The 18,713-nt window shown below is 68.3% G+C and carries 20 protein-coding genes; 9 read left to right on the forward strand and 11 right to left on the reverse strand.

The window, feature by feature from the left end; translation table 11 throughout:
* Window positions 1-24: 24 nt before the first annotated feature.
* On the forward strand, window positions 25-318 hold the full coding sequence (locus ACT86A_RS10415; RefSeq protein WP_445091822.1) for a chorismate mutase: 294 nt from the start codon (window positions 25-27) through the stop codon (window positions 316-318).
* A 158-nt stretch (window positions 319-476) separates the two neighbouring features.
* Here the strand turns inward: ACT86A_RS10415 and ACT86A_RS10420 are convergent, their stop codons facing one another.
* A complete protein-coding gene (locus ACT86A_RS10420) occupies window positions 477-1,931 on the reverse strand; it encodes an NAD-dependent succinate-semialdehyde dehydrogenase (protein ID WP_445091823.1) in 1,455 nt (484 codons plus the stop codon).
* A gap of 131 nt (window positions 1,932-2,062) precedes the next feature.
* Here ACT86A_RS10420 and pgi point away from each other — a divergent pair, with 131 nt between their 5' ends.
* Window positions 2,063-3,715, forward strand: a complete 1,653-nt coding sequence (gene pgi / locus ACT86A_RS10425; protein ID WP_445091824.1) for a glucose-6-phosphate isomerase — start codon at window positions 2,063-2,065, stop codon at window positions 3,713-3,715.
* A gap of 66 nt (window positions 3,716-3,781) precedes the next feature.
* Here the strand turns inward: pgi and ACT86A_RS10430 are convergent, their stop codons facing one another.
* Entirely contained in the window at window positions 3,782-5,401 is a 1,620-nt protein-coding gene (locus tag ACT86A_RS10430; protein WP_445091825.1) for an acyl-CoA dehydrogenase family protein, read from the reverse strand.
* The gene (locus ACT86A_RS10435) at window positions 5,388-6,038 is read right to left on the reverse strand and encodes a TetR/AcrR family transcriptional regulator (RefSeq protein ID WP_445091826.1); all 651 of its coding nucleotides are present in this window, start codon (window positions 6,036-6,038) and stop codon (window positions 5,388-5,390) included. Before ACT86A_RS10435 ends, ACT86A_RS10430 begins: the two co-directional genes overlap by 14 nt.
* A gap of 53 nt (window positions 6,039-6,091) precedes the next feature.
* On the opposite strand from ACT86A_RS10435, the gene ACT86A_RS10440 reads away from it, so the two are divergent.
* On the forward strand, window positions 6,092-6,865 hold the full coding sequence (locus ACT86A_RS10440; RefSeq protein WP_445091827.1) for a crotonase/enoyl-CoA hydratase family protein: 774 nt from the start codon (window positions 6,092-6,094) through the stop codon (window positions 6,863-6,865).
* 318 nt (window positions 6,866-7,183) lie between these two features.
* Entirely contained in the window at window positions 7,184-7,870 is a 687-nt protein-coding gene (locus tag ACT86A_RS10445) for an MspA family porin (RefSeq protein ID WP_445091828.1), read from the forward strand.
* A gap of 116 nt (window positions 7,871-7,986) precedes the next feature.
* Here ACT86A_RS10445 and ACT86A_RS10450 read toward each other — a convergent pair whose 3' ends face one another.
* Window positions 7,987-8,673, reverse strand: coding sequence for a pyridoxamine 5'-phosphate oxidase family protein (locus ACT86A_RS10450; RefSeq protein WP_445091829.1), 687 nt, complete (start codon window positions 8,671-8,673; stop codon window positions 7,987-7,989).
* Window positions 8,674-8,753: 80 nt separating this feature from the next.
* On the opposite strand from ACT86A_RS10450, the gene pdxR reads away from it, so the two are divergent.
* From pdxR to ACT86A_RS10470, 4 genes are read left to right on the forward strand one after another with little or no spacing between them, the layout of a single operon-like run.
* The gene (gene pdxR, locus ACT86A_RS10455) at window positions 8,754-10,139 is read left to right on the forward strand and encodes a MocR-like pyridoxine biosynthesis transcription factor PdxR (protein WP_445091830.1); all 1,386 of its coding nucleotides are present in this window, start codon (window positions 8,754-8,756) and stop codon (window positions 10,137-10,139) included.
* Window positions 10,136-10,381, forward strand: a complete 246-nt coding sequence (locus tag ACT86A_RS10460; protein ID WP_445091831.1) for a DUF2630 family protein — start codon at window positions 10,136-10,138, stop codon at window positions 10,379-10,381. Before pdxR ends, ACT86A_RS10460 begins: the two co-directional genes overlap by 4 nt.
* Window positions 10,382-10,390: 9 nt before the next feature.
* Window positions 10,391-11,827, forward strand: a complete 1,437-nt coding sequence (locus ACT86A_RS10465; RefSeq protein ID WP_445091832.1) for a dihydrolipoyl dehydrogenase family protein — start codon at window positions 10,391-10,393, stop codon at window positions 11,825-11,827.
* A 13-nt stretch (window positions 11,828-11,840) separates the two neighbouring features.
* The gene (locus tag ACT86A_RS10470) at window positions 11,841-13,352 is read left to right on the forward strand and encodes a carboxylesterase/lipase family protein (protein ID WP_445091833.1); all 1,512 of its coding nucleotides are present in this window, start codon (window positions 11,841-11,843) and stop codon (window positions 13,350-13,352) included.
* 33 nt (window positions 13,353-13,385) lie between these two features.
* Here ACT86A_RS10470 and ACT86A_RS10475 read toward each other — a convergent pair whose 3' ends face one another.
* From ACT86A_RS10475 to ACT86A_RS10500, 6 genes are all read right to left on the reverse strand, one after another.
* Window positions 13,386-13,805: an NUDIX hydrolase gene (locus ACT86A_RS10475; RefSeq protein WP_445091834.1), complete on the reverse strand. Its 420-nt coding sequence runs from the start codon at window positions 13,803-13,805 to the stop codon at window positions 13,386-13,388.
* Entirely contained in the window at window positions 13,798-14,709 is a 912-nt protein-coding gene (locus ACT86A_RS10480) for a formylglycine-generating enzyme family protein (RefSeq protein WP_445091892.1), read from the reverse strand. Before ACT86A_RS10480 ends, ACT86A_RS10475 begins: the two co-directional genes overlap by 8 nt.
* Before the next feature lie 3 nt (window positions 14,710-14,712).
* On the reverse strand, window positions 14,713-14,997 hold the full coding sequence (locus ACT86A_RS10485) for a ubiquitin family protein (RefSeq protein WP_445091835.1): 285 nt from the start codon (window positions 14,995-14,997) through the stop codon (window positions 14,713-14,715).
* On the reverse strand, window positions 14,994-15,956 hold the full coding sequence (locus ACT86A_RS10490; RefSeq protein WP_445091836.1) for an NAD-dependent epimerase/dehydratase family protein: 963 nt from the start codon (window positions 15,954-15,956) through the stop codon (window positions 14,994-14,996). The genes ACT86A_RS10485 and ACT86A_RS10490 overlap by 4 nt, the downstream gene beginning before the upstream one ends.
* Window positions 15,957-16,377: 421 nt before the next feature.
* Window positions 16,378-16,563 (reverse strand): hypothetical protein, encoded by a 186-nt coding sequence (locus tag ACT86A_RS10495; protein WP_445091837.1) that lies wholly within the window; start codon window positions 16,561-16,563, stop codon window positions 16,378-16,380.
* Window positions 16,560-16,826: a hypothetical protein gene (locus tag ACT86A_RS10500; RefSeq protein ID WP_445091838.1), complete on the reverse strand. Its 267-nt coding sequence runs from the start codon at window positions 16,824-16,826 to the stop codon at window positions 16,560-16,562. The genes ACT86A_RS10495 and ACT86A_RS10500 overlap by 4 nt, the downstream gene beginning before the upstream one ends.
* A gap of 15 nt (window positions 16,827-16,841) precedes the next feature.
* Between ACT86A_RS10500 and ACT86A_RS10505 the strand changes: the two genes are divergently transcribed.
* Complete coding sequence (locus tag ACT86A_RS10505; protein WP_508104363.1) at window positions 16,842-18,263, forward strand: helix-turn-helix domain-containing protein; 1,422 nt, start codon at window positions 16,842-16,844, stop codon at window positions 18,261-18,263.
* On the opposite strand, the gene cutA is transcribed toward ACT86A_RS10505, so the two are convergent.
* Window positions 18,244-18,576: a divalent-cation tolerance protein CutA gene (cutA, locus tag ACT86A_RS10510; RefSeq protein WP_445091840.1), complete on the reverse strand. Its 333-nt coding sequence runs from the start codon at window positions 18,574-18,576 to the stop codon at window positions 18,244-18,246. The two genes, ACT86A_RS10505 and cutA, sit on opposite strands and share 20 nt — an antisense overlap.
* Window positions 18,577-18,713 lie beyond the last annotated feature (137 nt).

Genomic DNA, 18,713 nt, shown 5'->3' on the forward strand with positions numbered 1-18,713 from the left:
CGTTCTGACACGAGGAGATGAATGATGAGCACCCCTGCTACGGCGACCGGGTCCGATTCCGCGCTGCCGCAGACCGAGGCCGAGATCGACAAGCTCCGCAAGGAGATCGACCATCTGGACGCCGAGATCCTGGCCGCGATCAAGCGGCGGACGGAGATCTCCCGGATCATCGGCCGGACGCGGATGGCGTCGGGCGGGCCGCGCCTGGTGCACAGTCGGGAAATGAAGGTCTTGGAGCGCTTCAGCGAACTCGGTCAGGAGGGCCACACCCTCGCCATGCTGCTGCTTCGCCTCGGCCGCGGTCGCCTCGGGCACTGACAGCTGGTGCGGCGCGTTCGCGAGACCGTCGCATTCCACAAGGCCGCCCCGGGTGCGCATACCCCGGGGCGGTCGTTTCATGTCCGGGATCCGGCGTGCCGGTCAGGCGATCCCGAACTCGAAAGCCGGACTCGAAAATCGGTCGTGCCCAGCACCGCTCAGGTGAGGGCGATGTATTTGGTGGACAGGTACTCCTCGATGCCCTCGGTGCCACCTTCCCGGCCGAAACCCGACGACTTGACGCCGCCGAAGGGGGCGGCGGGGTCGGAAATGACGCCGCGGTTGACGCCCACCATGCCGGATTCCAGGCCCTCGGCGATCCGGAGGGCACGATCGAGGTCGCGGGTGTAGACGTAGCTGACCAAACCGAATTCGGTGTCGTTGGCGGCTGCGAGCCCCTCCTGCTCGGTCTCGAAACCGATAATCGGTGCGACCGGGCCGAAGACTTCCTCCCGCAGAATCCTGGCTTGCGCGGGCACGTCGGTGAGGATGGTGGCCGGGTAGAACCAGCCGGGGCCGCCGGAGGCCTTGCCGCCGATCAGTACCTGTGCACCCGCCGCGACGGCGTCGTCCACCAATTCGCCGACCTTCTGGAGTTGGTCTTCGCTGATCAGCGGACCGAGGGTCGTGTCAGGGTCAGTGCCCGGACCGAGCCGCACCGAGCCCGTCATCGCCTCGACCAGCTTGGCGGTGAATTCGGCGCGGACGCCGTTCTGCACGTGAAAGCGGTTCGCGGCGGTGCACGCCTCACCGCCGTTGCGCAGCTTGGCCAGCATCGCGCCCTGCACGGCCGCGTCGACATCGGCGTCGTCGAACACCACGAATGGCGCGTTTCCGCCGAGTTCCATCGAGGTGCGCAGGAGCCGGTTCGCGGACTTCTCGACCAATTTCTTGCCGACCTCGGTGGACCCGGTGAAGGTCAGCTTGCGCAGCCGCGGATCGTCCAGCAGCGGCTGGGTCACCGCGCTGGAGCGGCTGGTGGTGAGCACCGACAGCACGCCGTCGGGCAGGCCGGCCGCCCTGCACAGCTGAGCCAGCAACAGCATCGTCAGCGGCGTCGCCGAAGCGGGCTTCACGATCATCGTGCAGCCGGCGGCCAGCGCGGGACCGATCTTGCGGGTGCCCATGGCCAGCGGGAAGTTCCACGGCGTGATCGCCAGACAGGGGCCGACCGGTTGTTTGTGCACCATGATCCGCCCGGTGCCGGACGGCGCGTGCAAGTAGCGCCCATGCACCCGGACGGCCTCCTCGCTGAACCAGCGGAAGAATTCGGCGCCGTAGCGCACCTCGTTGCGGCTCTCCGGCAGGGCCTTGCCCATCTCCAGGGTCATCAGCAGCGCGAATTCCTCGGCCCGGACGGTGATCTGTTCGAACACTTTCCGCAGGATCTCGCCCCGCTCACGCCCCGATGTGGCCGCCCATTCGTCCTGCACCGCGACGGCGGCGTCGAGCGCGCGCAGCGCATCCTCCGGCGTCGCGTCCGCGACCTGCGTCAACACCTCACCCGTGGCCGGATTGTGCACCGGAAAGGTGCCTGCGCCGGTGGCGTCGACCGGTCCGCCGATCCACAGCCGCGTGGGGACAGATTCGAGAAGTTCGCGTTCGGACACCATGCCGCCAGCCTATGCCCGTGCCGGGTTCCCGGAGCCGGTCTGCGAAATCACCTCGACGCCACTGCTGGACCAACCGGCTCGCCGCGGACACGCCGTGCGCACCGCCGTGCGTGCTTGTACTCTCGGCGAACGTGAGCAGCGACATCACCGCCACGGCGGCATGGCGGAAACTGCACGATCACCACGGTGGGATCGCCGGGCGACACCTCAGGGAGTTCTTCGCCGACGATCCGGCCCGGGGCCGCGAGTTGACCGTCCAGGTGGGCGACCTGCACATCGACTACAGCAAGCACCGGGTGAACCGGGAAACCCTGCACCTGCTCGTGGAATTGGCGCGGGAGGCGGGCGTGCCCGAGCGCCGGGACGCGATGTACCGCGGCGAGCACATCAACACGTCCGAGGATCGCGCGGTCGGCCACATCGCGCTGCGGCTGCCGAAGGGCGAGAGCCTGAGCGGCGAGGACACCGCCACGGGCGGCGATAACGCGGGCGGCGAGGTGCACGAGGTGCTGCGACGGATGGGCGAGTTCACCGACGCCCTGCGCTGCGGCAGCTGGCGCGGCGCGACCGGCGAGCGCATCAAGACGGTGGTGAACATCGGTATCGGCGGGTCGGATCTCGGGCCGGTGATGGTGCATCAGGCGCTGCGCCACTACGCCGACGCGGGCATCGGCGCGCGGTTCGTCTCGAACGTCGACCCCGCGGATCTGGTCGCGACACTCGACGGGCTGGATCCGGCCACCACATTGTTCATCGTCGCGTCCAAGACGTTCACCACTCTGGAGACGCTGACCAACGCGACCGCGGCACGGCGCTGGCTGGTCGCCGCGCTCGGCGAGGACGCGGTCGCCAAGCATTTCGTCGCGGTCTCGACCAACGCCGAGCGGGTGTCGCGATTCGGCATCGACACCGACAACATGTTCGGCTTCTGGAATTGGATCGGCGGCCGCTACTCGGTGGCCTCCGCGATCGGCCTTTCGGTGATGGCGACCGTCGGCAAGGAGCGGTTCGCGCAGTTTCTCGCCGGAATGCACACCGTGGACCGGCATTTCGGCACCGCGCCGCTGGCGGCGAACGCACCAGTGCTGCTCGGTCTGCTCGGCGTCTGGTACTCGAATTTCTTCGGGGCGCAGTCGCACGCGGTGCTGCCGTACGCGAACGATCTGGCTCGCTTCCCTGCCTATCTGCAACAGCTGACCATGGAGTCCAACGGCAAGTCGGTGCGCGCCGACGGCACCCCGGTGACCACCTCCACGGGCGAGATCTTCTGGGGCGAGCCGGGAACCAACGGTCAGCACGCCTTCTATCAACTGCTGCACCAGGGCACCTGGCTCGTTCCGGCCGACTTCATCGGGTTCGCCCGGCCCACCAGCGATCTGCCGACCATCGACGGCACCGGCAGCATGCACGATGTGCTGATGAGCAATCTGTTCGCGCAGACGAAGGTGCTCGCTTTCGGCAAGACCGCCGAGGAGATCGCCGCCGAGGGAACCGATCCGAAGCTGGTGCCGCACAAGGTGATGCCGGGCAACCGTCCATCGACCACCATCCTCGCGCCGCAGCTCACCCCGTCGGTCGTCGGCCAGCTCATCGCACTCTATGAGCATCAGGTCTTCGTGGAAGGCGCCATCTGGGGCATCGACAGCTTCGACCAGTGGGGCGTCGAACTCGGCAAACAGCAGGCGCTCGCGCTCGCCCCGCTGCTCACCGCCGCAGAAGACCCTGAGCCACAGGGTGATTCGTCCACCGACTCGCTGATCCGCTGGTACCGCGCGAACCGCTGACCCCGTGACCGGTAGCGCCGGTCTGATCGCCGTCTCGGTCGCCGCGATGCCGCGGACGCAGCCGGTTCAGGCGAACGCGCGCTCGATGATCGCGCCGGTGTCGACCCCGGTAGGCAGCGTGCCGAACGCGATGCCCCAGTCGTCGCCCAGCCGGGTGGCGCAGAAAGCGTCAGCGATAGCGGCGTGGCCGTGGCGGACCAGTTGCGCCCCTTGCAGCACCAGCGCCATCAACTCCACGACGCGGCGCGCGCGGTATTCGATGTCGTCGAAGTCCGACAGTTCCTTGCCGACGCGGGCGATCGCGTCGTCCAGCCGGGGGTGCGCGCCCTTCGCCAGCGACACCTCGTTGACGTACGCCTCGACGGTCTCCGGCTGACGGCCCATGGCGCGCAGCGCATCCAGCGCCGCGACGTTGCCCGAGCCCTCCCAGATCGACATCAGCGGCGCCTCGCGATACAGCCGCGGCATGCCGGATTCCTCGGTATATCCATTGCCGCCCAGGCATTCCAGTGCCTCCGCCGCGTGCGACGGCGCCCGCTTGCACACCCAGTATTTGGTGATGGCCAACGCGATGCGCCGCAGCGCCGCCTCGGCCGGGTCCCGCGTGGCCCGATCGGTGGCCCCGGCCAACCGCAGCATCACCGTGGTCGCGGCGTCGGACTCGATCACCAGATCGGCCAGCACATTGCGCATGGCGGGCTGGTCGATCAGGTCGGCGCCGAACGCCGCCCGGTGGCGGGCGTGGTGCACCGCGTAGACCGTACCCGCGCGCATGCCCGTCGCCGAGCCGATGACGCAGTCCAGCCTGGTCATGTTCACCATCTCGATGATGGTTTTGACGCCCGCGCCTTCCGCGCCGACCAGCCAGCCGCTCGCGTTTTCGTACTCGATCTCGCAAGAGGCGTTGGACTTGTTGCCCAGTTTGTCCTTGAGCCGCTGGAGGCGGATCGGGTTGCGGGTGCCGTCCGGCAGCACCCGGGGCAGCAGGAAACAGGACAGGCCGCTCGGCGCCTGCGCCAAGGTCAGGAACAGGTCCGACATGGGCGCGGAGGTGAACCACTTGTGCCCGAGGATCCGGTACGAGCCGTCCGGCCGCGGGGTCGCGGTGGTGGTGTTGGCGCGGACATCGGAGCCGCCCTGCTTTTCGGTCATCGACATGCCCGCGATGAGTCCGGACTTGGCGGACGGCTCACGCAGACCGAAGTCGTAGACGCGGGAGCCGAGCAGCGGCTCGTATTTCGCGGCCAGCTCCCGGTTGTGCCGCAGCGCGGGCACCACCGCGTAGGTCATCGAGATCGGGCACATATGGCCCGCGTCGGCGACGCCCCAGGTGTAGAACTTGGCGGCCCGCGCCACGTGCGCGCCCGGCCGATCGTCCAGCCACGGCGCGCCGTGCAGGCCGTGCTCGACGGCGACGCGCATCAGGTCGTGCCAGTGCGGGTGGAACTCGACCTCGTCGATGCGGTGACCGTACCGGTCGTGCGTGCGCAGTACCGGCGGGTACTCGTTGGCCAGCCTGCCCCACTGCTGCGCCTCGGCGCCGCCGGCGAGCACGCCGAGTTCGCGCACCTCTGGTTCGGCCCAGCCCGCGCCTTCCCGGTGCAGCCCCTCGATGAGTGCCGGGTTGTGCGCGGCGTCGAAGGGCACGATGTCGGGCACCTGGTTGAGCACTTCATGCGTCTGCATCTGACCCTCCTGATCTGAGCCGCGTGCCCTCGGCACCCGAGTTGTCGCGCACGCCCAGCGCGCGCATCGCGAACGCGACGAGTTCGGGGACCACGAGTTGCCCGTGCGGCGCGTCGGCCAGCGGGCCGACCAGTACCTCGCCGATCGCCCCGACCAACGCCGCGGCGCTGATCCTCGGGTCCTGCGGCGGGAGTTCGCGCCGCGAAACACCGTCGGCCACCGCGGATTCGAATGTCTCGGCGAACGCGCGCCGGAAGTGCAGTCGTTCGCTGTCGACTATCGCGTCGACCGGCTCGGCGAGCAGCACGTAGGCGAGGTTCGGGTTTTTCAGCGCACGACCGGCGAAGGTCTCCACCGCCGCGGTCACCCGTTCGAGTGCCGTTCCGTGCGCACCGGCCGCGGCCACCGCGGCGACCTCGCGGGCCACCACGTCACGGAAGACCGCGCGCATCAGATCGGCCTTGCCGGCGAAGTTCTTGTAGACCGTGCCGGTGGCCACGCCCGCCTGCGCCGCTACCGCGGCCATGGACATTGCGGCGTATCCGCCGTGGGACAGCACCTTGGTGGCGGCCTGCACGATCAGTCCCGCCTGCGCGTCCAGGCGCGCCTGCACGGTGGGGGTTCTGCGGTAGGCCATACAAGAAGTGAATCACTTGTTCATTTCTTCGCACAAGGGCGCTTCGACCTCGTATGGTCGAGTTCGTGACGGTACTGATCGAACGCGACGGCCCGGTGACCACCGTGATCCTGCATCGCCCCGAGGCGCGCAACGCGGTCGACGGACCCACCGCCGCCGCGCTGGCCGACGCCTTCCGTGAGTTCGACGCCGACGCGGGCGCCGCGGTCGCCGTGCTGTGGGGCGACGGCGGCACGTTCTGCGCGGGCGCCGACTTGAAGGCGCTCGGCACCGAACGCTCCAACCAGGTGACCGAGGACGGCGACGGCCCGATGGGCCCCACGCGCATGCGCCTGGCCAAACCGGTGATCGCCGCGGTCTGCGGGTACGCGGTGGCGGGCGGGCTCGAACTCGCGCTGTGGTGCGACCTGCGAATCGCGGAGCGCGACAGTACGTTCGGCGTGTTCTGCCGCCGCTGGGGCGTCCCGCTCATCGATGGTGGCACCATCCGGCTGCCGCGCCTCGTGGGGACCGGCCGCGCCATGGATCTGGTGCTCACCGGACGTCCGGTGGGTGCCGAGGAGGCGCTGCAGATGGGTCTGGTGAACCGCGTGGTGCCGACCGGCGACGCGCGCCGGGCCGCGGAGGAACTCGCCGCCGAACTGGCCGCACTACCCCAGGCGTGTCTGCGCTCGGACCGGATGTCGCTGCTCGAGCAGGACGGGATGACCGAGGAGTCCGCGCTGCGCAACGAGTTCCGGCACGGCCTGGGTGCGCTGGCGGACGGCGCCCTGGCGGGCGCGCAGCGCTTCGCGGCGGGCGCGGGCAGGCACGGCGGCCGCGCTTGATTTCGACGACCTGCCTGAGCGTCGCCGACTCGACATCAGCTCCGGCTGATCGTGCAGCAATCCGGCCCGCGGCGTCGCTGATCTGGTAGGTATTCAACCGAGTTGCCAGACGATGGCGAATATCGATCCGATACCCGCGAAGACCGAGCCCCCGTTGGATCGGTCGACTCGCCACGCCGGTCCCGATTACCGGCCCCTGCACTGCACCCACCGGTAGAGTTCCAGCCGCACGCGCCGAGCGGGATCCGCGGCGGTCAGTGCTGCGCGATCGGCGTTCACGCCCGAGTTCGGTTTCGACAGCTATTCGACTGGAGCATGATGAACCGCAAGCTTTCGCGTACTTCGGCCGCGATCACGGCGGTGACGCTGGCCACCATCGGTGCTGTTACGGGCGTCGACACCACAGCCGGCGCGGAGCCAGGGGAAGTCAACTCCGGGGGGCTGCACCTGACCGCGTCGGTGGATTCCAGCCAAGTCCTGTCCGCCAACCCTGGTTTGGCTATGGGGGTGCCGTTCGCGCACGCGGCCAGGGTGTCCGGAAACTTTTCGGTCGTCGTCGACGGAGCCTCGTTGTTGCGCCAGGGGAAGATCGTCGCCGGCTATCTGGTCGGCTGTGCGGTGGACATCTCCAATGGCATCCAGGTCAGCATCGGAGCGACCGGCGGTGGCGCACTCGCCATCAGTCCCGGCGCCGCCATCACAGTCGACAACCAGGGAGTTGTCGCACTGACCGTCGATTCGAATGTCACCGCCGGCGTCACGGGGGAGGTCGGCGGTGAGTTAACAGTTTATCTGAATCCGGGCAGCGTGACCGCGGTCGTGATCGCCGAGGGAAACCTCGACAGGGAGTCGACGTATCCCTTCACCTACGCCCATAGCAATACCGCGCTCAATGTCAATGGATGCCTCTCCCCCGCTTCGGCAATGCCTTTCATCACCGTCCGCGCCGAGGCCAGAAGCGGCATCGCCCAGACGACAGGCTACGGCGACCAATTCGTGTTCTGAGCCGACGCGTAACAGGCCACGCACCGGTCTCGGCGGATGTCGTCCACCCACCCAGCCCTGGTCATGGGCGCGTGCGAACAATCGAGCGGCGTCCGAATTGCGCTACGTGGCAGCGGTCAGCGGATCAGGATCGTTTCGAGTCGCCGGAGGACATCATCCGGGACGGCGATGCCGGTCGCGAGATCTTCGGAGCCGATCGGCGCACCCCACACCTGGCGTAGCGGAAGCACGCCCGCCCACACGCCGCCCGTCTCGATATCGCCCGCGTCGTCGTTGGGGCCGCCGGTGCGGACCTTCACCGACGCCTCGGTGAGATCGAGGGCGAGCACCGTCGTCGCGGCGAGTTCCTTCTTGTTCGGCGAGCGGACCCGCGACCAAGCGCCCGGCGCCGCGTGCTCGACGACCACGCGCAGGCCGTGCAGGCGTTCGTCGCGGTCGGTGACCTCGACAGCGCGACCGAGCACGACCGCGCAGCGGTAGTTCATCGAGAAGTGCATGGCCGACCGCGCGTAGACCACGCCGTCGACCAGGGTGACCGTCACCGAGATGTCGTGGGCGATCGCCGCGCGCAGGCTCCTGGCGCCGGTCGAACCGTGCACGTAGAGCGTGTCGCCGTCGCGTCCGTAGGCGGTCGGAAGGACGACCGGCGTACCGCCGAGCAGGACCCCCAGGTGGCAGACCAGCCCGGCGTCGAGTACCGCGTCCAGGTCGGCGCGATCGGTGCGCGCGCGGTCCTTCAGCCGAGTCGGCGTGCTGCGAGGTGTCGGCGAAAGTGGGGTTCGTGAGCTGGCCGATGCGGTCATGCACCCAGCATCGGCGCACAAATGGCATTATCAAAGTGCCAATTCAGACGAATTTCAGCAGTCCACTCCGCGGAGGTGTCATGCTCGACGACCTGCCACTCCAGCTGGATCGCGATCTACCGCAACCGCTGGCGGCGCAGCTCGCCGACCAGCTGCGACACGCCGCCACTACGGGACCGCTGCGCGGCGGCGACCGGCTCCCGTCCACCCGCGTGCTGGCCCACCGGCTCGGCGTCAGCCGCACGGTGGTGGCCGCCGCCTACGACCAGCTGCACGCGGAAGGCTGGATCAGCGGCAAACGCGGTTCCGGCACCTACCTGACCACCGCACCCGCCGCAGTGCCCGCACCCGCCACCGCGCCCCGCGGCGCGGACACCGCACCGCATCTGCTCGACCTCGCCCCCGGCGCCCCGTGCGTCGAGGCCATCGATCCGGCCGCATGGCGGCGCGCCTGGCGCGCCGCTGCCGACCACGCGCCGCTGGTACGCAAGGACCGCGCGGGCGAACCGGAATTCCGCACAGCGGTCACCGAGCACCTGCTACGTCACCGTGGGCTCGGCGCGAGCACGGCCACGACGTTGCTGGCTACCGCTGGAACCAGTTCCGCCGTCGGCGAATTGGCGGCGGCTCTGCTGCGCCGCGGTGACGCCGTCGCCATGGAAGACCCTGGGTATCAGAGAGCCGCGGGTGCGTTTTCGGCCGCTGGGATCGATGTGGTGCCGGTCCCGGTGGACGCGCACGGCCTGCGCGTCGACCTGCTGCCGGCAGGGATCAAGGCGGTGTATTGCACTCCGGCCCATCAGTTTCCGCTCGGCGCGCGGATGCCCGCGGCCCGCCGGGTGGAACTGATCGAACACGCGCGGCGGTCCGGGATAGTCGTCATCGAGGACGACTACGACGGCGAACTGCGCTACGACACCGCGCCGCTGCCGTTGCTCGCCACCATGGCTCCCGATGTCGTCGTCCACTTGGGCACGACGAGCAAGATCCTGTCCCCGAGCCTCGGCGTCGGGTGGCTGCTGGCCGCACCGGAGATCGCTGACGCTGTGCTCGCCCACCGGGAACGCACGGGCACCGGCCCGAGCCCGGCGGGCCAGCGGGTGCTCGTGGCCTTCGCCGCGCACGGTGATCTGTCCCGGCACCTGCGCAGGTTGCGGCGCGCGCTGCCGCCGCGGCGCGCGCTGGTGGTGACCGAACTGCGCCGCCGCGGGCTGGATGTGATCGGCGACGACGCCGGTTCGCACGTCGTCGTCCCGGTGGACTCGGCCGAGACCGAGCAGCGCGTGATCGCCACCGGGCACCTGCGTGGCATCGCGCTCGACGGGTTGGCCAGGCATCATCTGCGCCCGTGCCGCGACCATTTCGGTGTCGCGCTCGGCTACGCCGCGCTGGCCTGGCCGGATCTGGTCGCCGCCGTTGCGATCGCCGCCGAGTGCCTGACCCGGCCCGTAGCATGGTCCGCATGAGCGAACAGGACGTCTTGACGCGCATCAAGAAGCTGGTCGACCAGGAACATGAGCTGCGCTCGCAGGCCACCCGCGGCGAGTTGGACCCGAAAACCGAACGCCAGCGCTTGGCCGAACTCGAAGTGCTGCTGGATCAGGCATGGGACCTGCTGCGGCAGCGCAGGGCGAGGATCGGCCTCGGTGAGTCCGCGGACGGGGTTCAGGCCAATTCCGTCGCGCAGGTCGAGGGCTACCTCCAGTAGCCGCGAGCCATGACGAGCACACCGACTGAATACGACGTCATCGTGATCGGTGGCGGACCGGCGGGCGAGAACGCCGCCGCCTACGCCGTCGCGGGCAGTAACCGTACCGCCGCCATCGTGGAACGTGAACTCGTCGGCGGCGAATGTTCCTACTGGGCCTGCATTCCGAGCAAGGCCCTGCTGCGGCCGGGCCATGTGCTGGCGGCCGCGCGGGCGATACCGGGCATTTCGTCGCATGGCCTCGACGTCGACGCGGTCCTGCGCCGACGAGACGCGTTCGTGCACGACCATGACGACTCCGCGCAGGTCGACTGGGCGAAGCGCAACGGCGTCGACGTCGTGCGCGGCACCGGCAGGCTGGCCGGAGAGCGCCTGGTCGACGTCGACGGACAGCAGCTGCGCGCCCGGCACGCCGTGGTGCTGGCCACCGGCACCACCGCCGCCGTCCCCGACGTGCCCGGCCTGCGCGCCGCGCTGCCCTGGACCTCTCGGGACGTCACCAACCTGCATGTGGTGCCGCGCCGGGTCGCCGTCGTCGGTGGTGGCGTGGTGGCCTGCGAGGCGGCGACCTGGCTGGCCACGCTCGGCGCCGAAGTCACCGTGCTGGTGCGCGGCTCGGCGCTGCTGGCGGCGGCGGAACCGTTCGCGGGCGAGCGGGTGGCCGCGGCGCTGACCGAAGCGGGCGTACGGGTCCGGTTCGGCACCGCGCCGACCGCTGTCGAGCGCCCGGCGGTGCAGGACACCGGCGAAGGATGGATCCACGGCGATCCGGTCACGCTGCGGTTGCGCGGACCAGAGGGCGAGTCGGCGCTCGAAGTGGACGAGCTCGTGGTCGCGGCCGGACGCACGCCCGCCACCGAGCCGCTCGGCTTGGCCGCGGTGGGATTGCCCGACGGCTATGTGGCGGTCGACGACCAGCTCACCGTCCGCGGCGTCGAGGGCCGCTGGCTGTACGCGATCGGCGACGTGAACCATCGCGCGGCGCTCACGCATATGGGCAAGTACCAGGGCAGGGTCTGCGGTGACGTGATCGCGGCCCGCGCCGAGGGTAAGCCGCTGGACGACGCGCGGTTCGTCGCGAACTCCGACCACGGCGCAGTGCCGCAGGTGGTGTTCACCGCGCCCGAGGTCGCCTCCGTCGGGCTGACCGAAGCCGCGGCACAGGACGCGGGCCACTCGGTCGAGACCGTCGAACTCGACATCGCGGTGGCCGGTTCCGCGCTCTCCCGCGACGACTACGCCGGTCACGCGAAGCTGGTGATCGACCGCGATACCGACACCTTGCTCGGCGCCACCTTCGTGGGCCCCGAGATCGGCGAGCAATTGCACGCGGCCACCATCGCGGTGGTCGGCAAGGTGCCACTGTCCCGTCTCTGGCATGCGGTACCGGCCTTTCCGGCGGTCAGCGAGTTCTGGCTGCGCCTGTTGGAGCAGCGGCGCGCGTAGTTACCATCGGTGAATGGTGGCAATCGCGGATGTCGCGACGGCCGATGGCGTCGTCCGCGGTCGCCGTGGTCGACGCGTATGTCAGTGGCGATCCATTCCTTACGCGGCTGCTCCGCTGGGAGACTTGCGGTTTCGCGCTCCGCAACCGGTCCAGCCGTGGGTCGGCGTCCGGCCGGCGATGGAGTTCGGGCCCGCCGCGATGCAGCATCGCTCCGGGGCGCGGATCGGGCCGCGCGCCTACCAGCCGACCAGCGAGGACGCGCTGACACTGAATGTCACCGCGCCCGCGACACCGGCCGCGCGCCCGCGCCCGGTGCTGGTCTTCATCCACGGCGGTGGCTACCTGATCGGTACCTCCGCGTTGACGCTGTACTCCGGGGCCCGGCTCGCGGTGCGCGGCGACGTGGTCGTGGTGTCGCTGAACTACCGGCTCGGCGCGTTCGGCTATGTCGACTTCAGCGAGTTCGGCACGCCCCAGCAACCGTTCGAGACAAACCTAGGGCTGCGTGACCAAGTCGCCGCACTGCAATGGGTGCACACCAACATCGCGGCCTTCGGTGGCGCCCCCGGCAACGTAACCATCTTCGGCGAGTCGGCCGGCGCCCACGCCGTACTCGGCCTCATGGCCACTCCGGCGGCAAAAGGCTTGTTCCACCAAGCTATTTCGCAGAGCGCACCGGCCGACTGGACCGTGACCGGTGCCGAAGCCCGCGCCTTCGCCCGCCGCTGTGTCGCGACGCTCGGCGCCACACCCGACACCGCGGGCACCGCATTGCGCACCGCGGCCGCCAACGACATTCGCCGCGCGGTCGACCGCACCCTCACCCAGGTGCTGCGCGAACAACCAGGCGTTTTCCCCGCCTGTCCGGTCGTGGACGGCGACTTCCTGCCACGCGCGCCCATCGACGCGATCGTCGACGGCGTCGCCCAGCGCGTGCCGCTGATCATCGGCACGAACCGGGACGAGGGAACGCTGTTCGCCAAGTACGCCGACGAGCTACCCACCACACCGGGGCGGCTGCGCGCTGCGCTCGCCCGTTCCGACGCCGCCGCCGAATCCCGTATCGCCGCAGCGTATCCCGGGTATCCCCAGCCGAAAGCCGCGATCCGCGCCGGCGGCGACTTCACCTTCTGGCGCCCCTCGCTGACCGTCATGGAAGGCCACAGCCGACACGCGCCCACCTACGCCTATCGCTACGACTTCGCTCCGCGGGCATTGCGTCTGGCCGGGCTCGGCGCCACCCACGCGAGCGAGCTCATCCCCGTCTTCGGCGCCGGCGACTCCCCTTTCGGCCGGGCGCTCACCGCCGCGGGCGGGCGGCGCGGGCTACGGGCGGTCACCGAGCAGTTCCAGGACAACTGGCTCGCCTTCGCGCGCACCGGCGCTCCGCTGCCCACCTGGCCCGGCTACACCGAGGCCCGCCGCGCCACCCTGATAATCGATTACCCCGCACGCATCGAACATGATCCGGACCAGGCGAAACATCTTGCCTGGCAAGGTGTTCGGGTACCGACTCTGACCTGACGCTGCTGGGTGGAGACGTGTGAAGAAACTGGTTCAGCCGATCGGGCGCTGCTGGCTTCTGCCCTCGGCGAAGTATTCGGCCAGCATCTCGTTCTCCTCGAATCCCAGTACAATCGCTGCGATTTCGTCCTCAGTGAACCATTTCAGCATTTGCCCCTCGGTCAGGACGGTGCGGCTGAGATCGAGATCCAGCTGAGTGATGAACGTGTGCTCGAGCAGGCCCCAGGGCCGCTGCCGCGTGCAGTGGTGCGAGACCTCGGCTGGGTCCAGCACCACCCCGATCTCCTCCTTGATCTCGCGGATCACGCACTCCTCGGGCGTCTCGCCAGGCTCGCGATATCCGCCGAGCAGCGCCCACATTCCGGGGCAGGGGATTTCGGGCTTCTCGTCCCGTAAGAACAGAAGCACCTGGTTATCGGAGTTGCGGATGATGATGTTCGAACCCTCAGCCATGTGGCTGCTCCTTGTGATGGTCGGTGGCGACAACTGTGGATTCTGGGGCGTCGGCGGCGCAGCGGAATCCGAGATCGTAAGCGGAGTAGTCGGGCACCCCGCAGATGCGTTCGCTGGTTCGAGTCTGCCAGCGCATCATCTTCCACGATCCGCCACGGGCAACGATGTAACCCAAGCGCGCCGCGGTCGCGTACCCCGCGCCAATACCCTGCCCGTACGGGCGGTAGAGGCTCGCAGTCCACTCGGTGACCTGGCCCGCCATGTCCAGTGCGCCGAACGGGGAGGCGGACTGCGGGAACTGGCCGACCGGGGTGGTGGCCGGTGCTGGCCCGTGCTCTCGCCAATACTGCGCGTACCAGCGTTTCCAGTCGGCGAGTTCACGCAACTCGCATCCCGCCCAATATTCGGCCGTATTCGCCGCTTTCGCCGACCACGTGGACCCCCAGGGCCAGGCGAGCCATGCCGGTCCGTGTGCGGCATACTCCCATTCGGCCTCGGTGGGCAAGCGTTTGCCCGCCCACCGTGCATACGTGGCGGCATCGGTGTGGTCGACGTGCACCACCGGATGGGTGGCACGATCGGTGACGGCGTCGATGTCCGGGCGCGGGTAGCGCCACGAAATCTCCGGCATCGCCTGCCAGTAGTCCGGGCCATAGACTAGGCCGGTACCGCGACGCTCTGCCGCGGTGACCCATCCGGTGTCGTAGACGAACTCGGCGAACTGGGCGTTGGTGACCGGGTGCCTGTCCAGCCAGCACCCGGCCACGGTCACGTTGTGTTGGGGTGCCTCGTCATCGAACCAGTCCCTCGAATAGTGCTGCTGGTCAGCGAGGGAGGCAAGGTGTACCTCCGGCGAGCCGATCTCGACCACCCCGCCTGGGATCCACACCATGTCGGTGGCCATCACTCAGCCACCCATGAACGCCGACAGGACACAGACCTCGTGATCAGCTCCCGATAGCGGCCAGTCGAGTCCATATACATCGCTCACGCGCTCACCGTCGAGGGCAACTGTGGCATATCGAGGAATCTGCCCTTCGGGGGTCAGGATCCGGTTCGCCACAGCAGGGTACTGCCCCGCCAGCCACCGCAACGCCTCGCCGAGCGTGTCGGCGGTGCAACGTAATTCCGACAGATTCTGCTCGGTGAGGTTGGACCAGTTGGCCGGCACCACGAACCGCACGGCGCTCATGCGCATACCGCTTCGGCGAGTGCGGGCCCGGCACCGTGGGCGCGCATCCACTCCACCGTGCGCCCGAGGCCTTCGGCCAGCGAGACCTTGGCCTTCCATCCCAGGAGCTCATGGGTCCGGCACATATCCGGGCACCTCGACGGCGCGTCCTGCTCACGGCCGTCGACGACCTCGACCTCACCGGCACCAACGATCCGAACGACCATCTCGGCCAGATCCCGGATGCTCACCTCCTCCGTCGCACCGACGTTGACGGGCCCGAATGCATCGCATTCCAGCATCGCGCGCACAGCGGCGACGGCGTCATCGACGTAGAGCAGACTGCGTGTCTGCTTCCCGCCGTGCAGACGCAGAGTCTGCCCCGACAGCGCAGCCGCGCAGAACGCGGGAACAACCCGGCTGTCGCCCGGCCACATGTGCGGCCCGTACACATTGAACGGGCGGATCACTCCGGCCCGCACACCGTGGTGGCGGTGGTAGGCGACCGCGGCGGCCTCGGTGAACATCTTGGTCACCTCGTAGGCCGACCGCGGCCCGAGCGGATCGATCGCACCGCGACACGTCTCGGCCTGCGGATGCTCCCTCGTATCGCCGTACACGTCGCTGCTCGACGCCAACACGATTCGCGCATCGTAGGTCGCGGCAGCCTCGAGAGCGTTCATGGTGCCCACCGACCCGGCCCGCAATGTCTGGACCGGCATCTGCTGATACATCGCAGGCGCGGCCGGGCACGCCAAATGCACAATCGCAGTCACGTCCGACAATCCCGAGAACGCGCTCCGGTGCGTCACGTCTCCATGGCGCACCCATAGAGCCGGGTCCTCGCTCGCAGCAGCAAGATTCGCCTGGTGACCAGTGGAGAAGTTATCGATCACGGTCACCTTGTGCCCCTGCTCGAGCAGCGTGAGCGCGAGATGGCTACCAATCAACCCGGCGCCGCCTGCAATTACCGTGTGCATAGTTCTCACTTCTGTTCCTTCCTAATAGGGAGACATGGACTTTCGAAATGTGGTCTGGTAATCGCGGAAGACGGGCTCCCCGACCAGACTCGGTAATCCGCCAGCGGATCGGGTGCCGGGGATGCCACGTGCGAGACCCTGGCAGGTGAGCGACCGCACGGCCGCTCGCGCGGCGATCCGAGAGTCCCGCGCGGGTGCGCAGCTCCCGAATGGTCAGCGCCTCCGTAGGCTCAGCGCGGACAGCACGCCAAGCACCTTCGCGTGCGATTCAGCGAGCGCCATCGCGGATGCCGAGTCGGTTGAGCCACACCATCGCCGCCGATTTCCTGGGGTGTACACCGAGCGTGAAGCTCGAGCAGTCTGCGGGCATGCTCGACGTCAGCGGGCAGGTTGCCGTCGCCGCAGTAGTCGTTTATCCAGATCATCCGAGTGCCGCCGATACCGCACTGAGCGCGTCCTGGTAGGGCTGGCATTCGCCGCCGTGCCCAGCATGAGCGGACAGTAGGTACCGCGCATGCTCTTGGCCTTCGACGCACACGGCTTGTTTGCAGTCACGGCTGCGCAGCTCCCAACGGCCGATCTGCTCCCGGGTGGCCTGGACTATCATCGGTCTGCCCTCGCCGGTGTAACCAACTTGGCGTCGATCAGCGTGCGGAACGCTGCATCCTTTGCGGCGCAGGTGGCGGTGTCGCAGTCGATCAGCCTCTGCATCACCAGTCGGGCTTCGGGGATGGTGTACCGCGTCAATGGCGGCGTATGGCACCTGCTTCCAGCGTGGTCGAGAATCCAGGGCAGCACCGAAAACAGCACGATGCCTAATCCGCCGACGGCGGCTACGACGATCAATACGGCTGAGAGTTCTGCGGGCATCTCATACCCCTTGGCGTGTGTGTTCTGCTGGACTGTTGGTGTGCACCCGGTGTCGGGGACTCGGCCCGCGGAGCGGCGGCGACGCTCAGTCGGGGAACTGGTCAACCCGACACTGGGTGCGTTTTCAGGGTTCTCGCTGCAAGATCCGGAAAACAGCGCAAAACTGTAGGCAAACAAGCTGATTCGACCACCAGGGGGGCGAAGACGAACGAGCTGTTCAAATCTCACAGGCTGGCGCGCGGATGGACACATGCCGAACTGGCCGAGCTGGTGTGCGCCGAGGTAGAGCGCGCGACATACCGTCGTCCTGCGGTCGACGCTCAGGCGATCGGCAGACTCGAGCGTGGCGAGATCCGATGGCCTCGGGCTGCGACCAGGCGGGCACTCATGGCACTGTTGGGCGTGGGTTCGGAATCCGAGATCGGGCTATTCCCGAAACGGACCCGCCGCGACGCCGAACAGGATGAAGCCACGAAACGCAGGAATTTTCTAGCGCTGGCGGGACTATCTGTCCCGCTGATCGGAGCTGGATCGCCGGGGCGAGTAGGCGCATCGGACTTGGACGAGATGCGTCACCGATTCACCCGCCTGCAGGACCTGGACAACCTAGCCGGTGGGGGCGACACCTTCCACCTCTACTTTTCCGAATTGGCCAGGACCGAGCAGGTTTTGCGACACTCCAGCTACAGCACCGCGACGCAAATCGCTCTGACCGAGCTCGCGGGAGAGCAAGCACAACAGGCAGGCTGGGCCGCATTCGACGGCGGGTTCTCCGGGCAGGCACTGAGTTTGTACAGCTACAGCCACCGGGCCGCGAACGAATCCGACAATCGGGAACTCGCAGCCAATGCCCTCATACAAGTCGCTTACGCCACCGGCGACCGGGAAGCGGTAGTTGCAGCGGACGCTGCATGTTCCGCCATCGGACGGGACGCTCCCGCACAGGCTCGGGCGCTGCTCGAATCCCGCCGGGCTTGGTCGCTGGCCACGATCGGTGATTCCGACCGGGCAGCTCGTGCCCTGGACGCCGCCGCCGATGCGCTCGCTCAGAAGAACTCCCGTCCGGCCGCGAAGTGGTTTGCGTGGATGAACTGCAACGAGTTGGACATCATGACAGGGCGCGTGTGGTCGGTTCTCCGTGATCCGGACAGGGCAACGGCTCCGCTGAAGCGCGCGCTCGATTCGTACCCTGATCACTGGTCCAGGGACAAAGCCCTGTACATGACCTGGCTGGCCGACGCATACTTCGACGCTGACAATGTCGAAGAGGCCCTGTTGGTCTCGGAGGCCGCCCTGACATTGGCCCAGAAGGTAGCGTCGGTACGGCCGCTTGCCCGCGTGCAGGAGGTAGCGCAGCGTGCAACCGGTGTACCGGGCGCAGACCAACTGCGTGCGCGGGCTATCGCGGCGCGCGCCCCTACTCCGACGCGGTTGTAGACCGGTCCACCCAGTTCGCGTATTCCTCCGGGCACCATTCGATGGGCTGGCCGATCAGCTCCGGGTTGTCCCAAGGATGCAGTTCCTTGATCCGATCCGCTAGTTTGTCCCGCGTGGCGCTCGAAGTTCGCAGCTCGACCCGCCACTCCTGACCGTCACCGAGTTCGCCGAGGTGCCAAAAAACGGACACGACGGGTCCGGCGATTAAAGCGCCTGCAGCCAGCCGCTCCGACACTGCGGCGCGTGCGATCGCTTGGGCCGATTCCTCGGTAGGAGTGGTTGTTGTCACGGACCACACACTCGCGCTTGCCATTCCGCCAGCCTAAGCGACGGCGGTACAGGCCATGGTGGAAGCCGTAGATATCCATCGTCCGCGGTTCGCCAGTCCTCCACCACCCGGATCGGCCAGCCATCGGGCTCGCCAGCCCATCCGGACCAGGCGGAACGTCT

The organism is Nocardia glycosmidis (assembly GCF_052545115.1).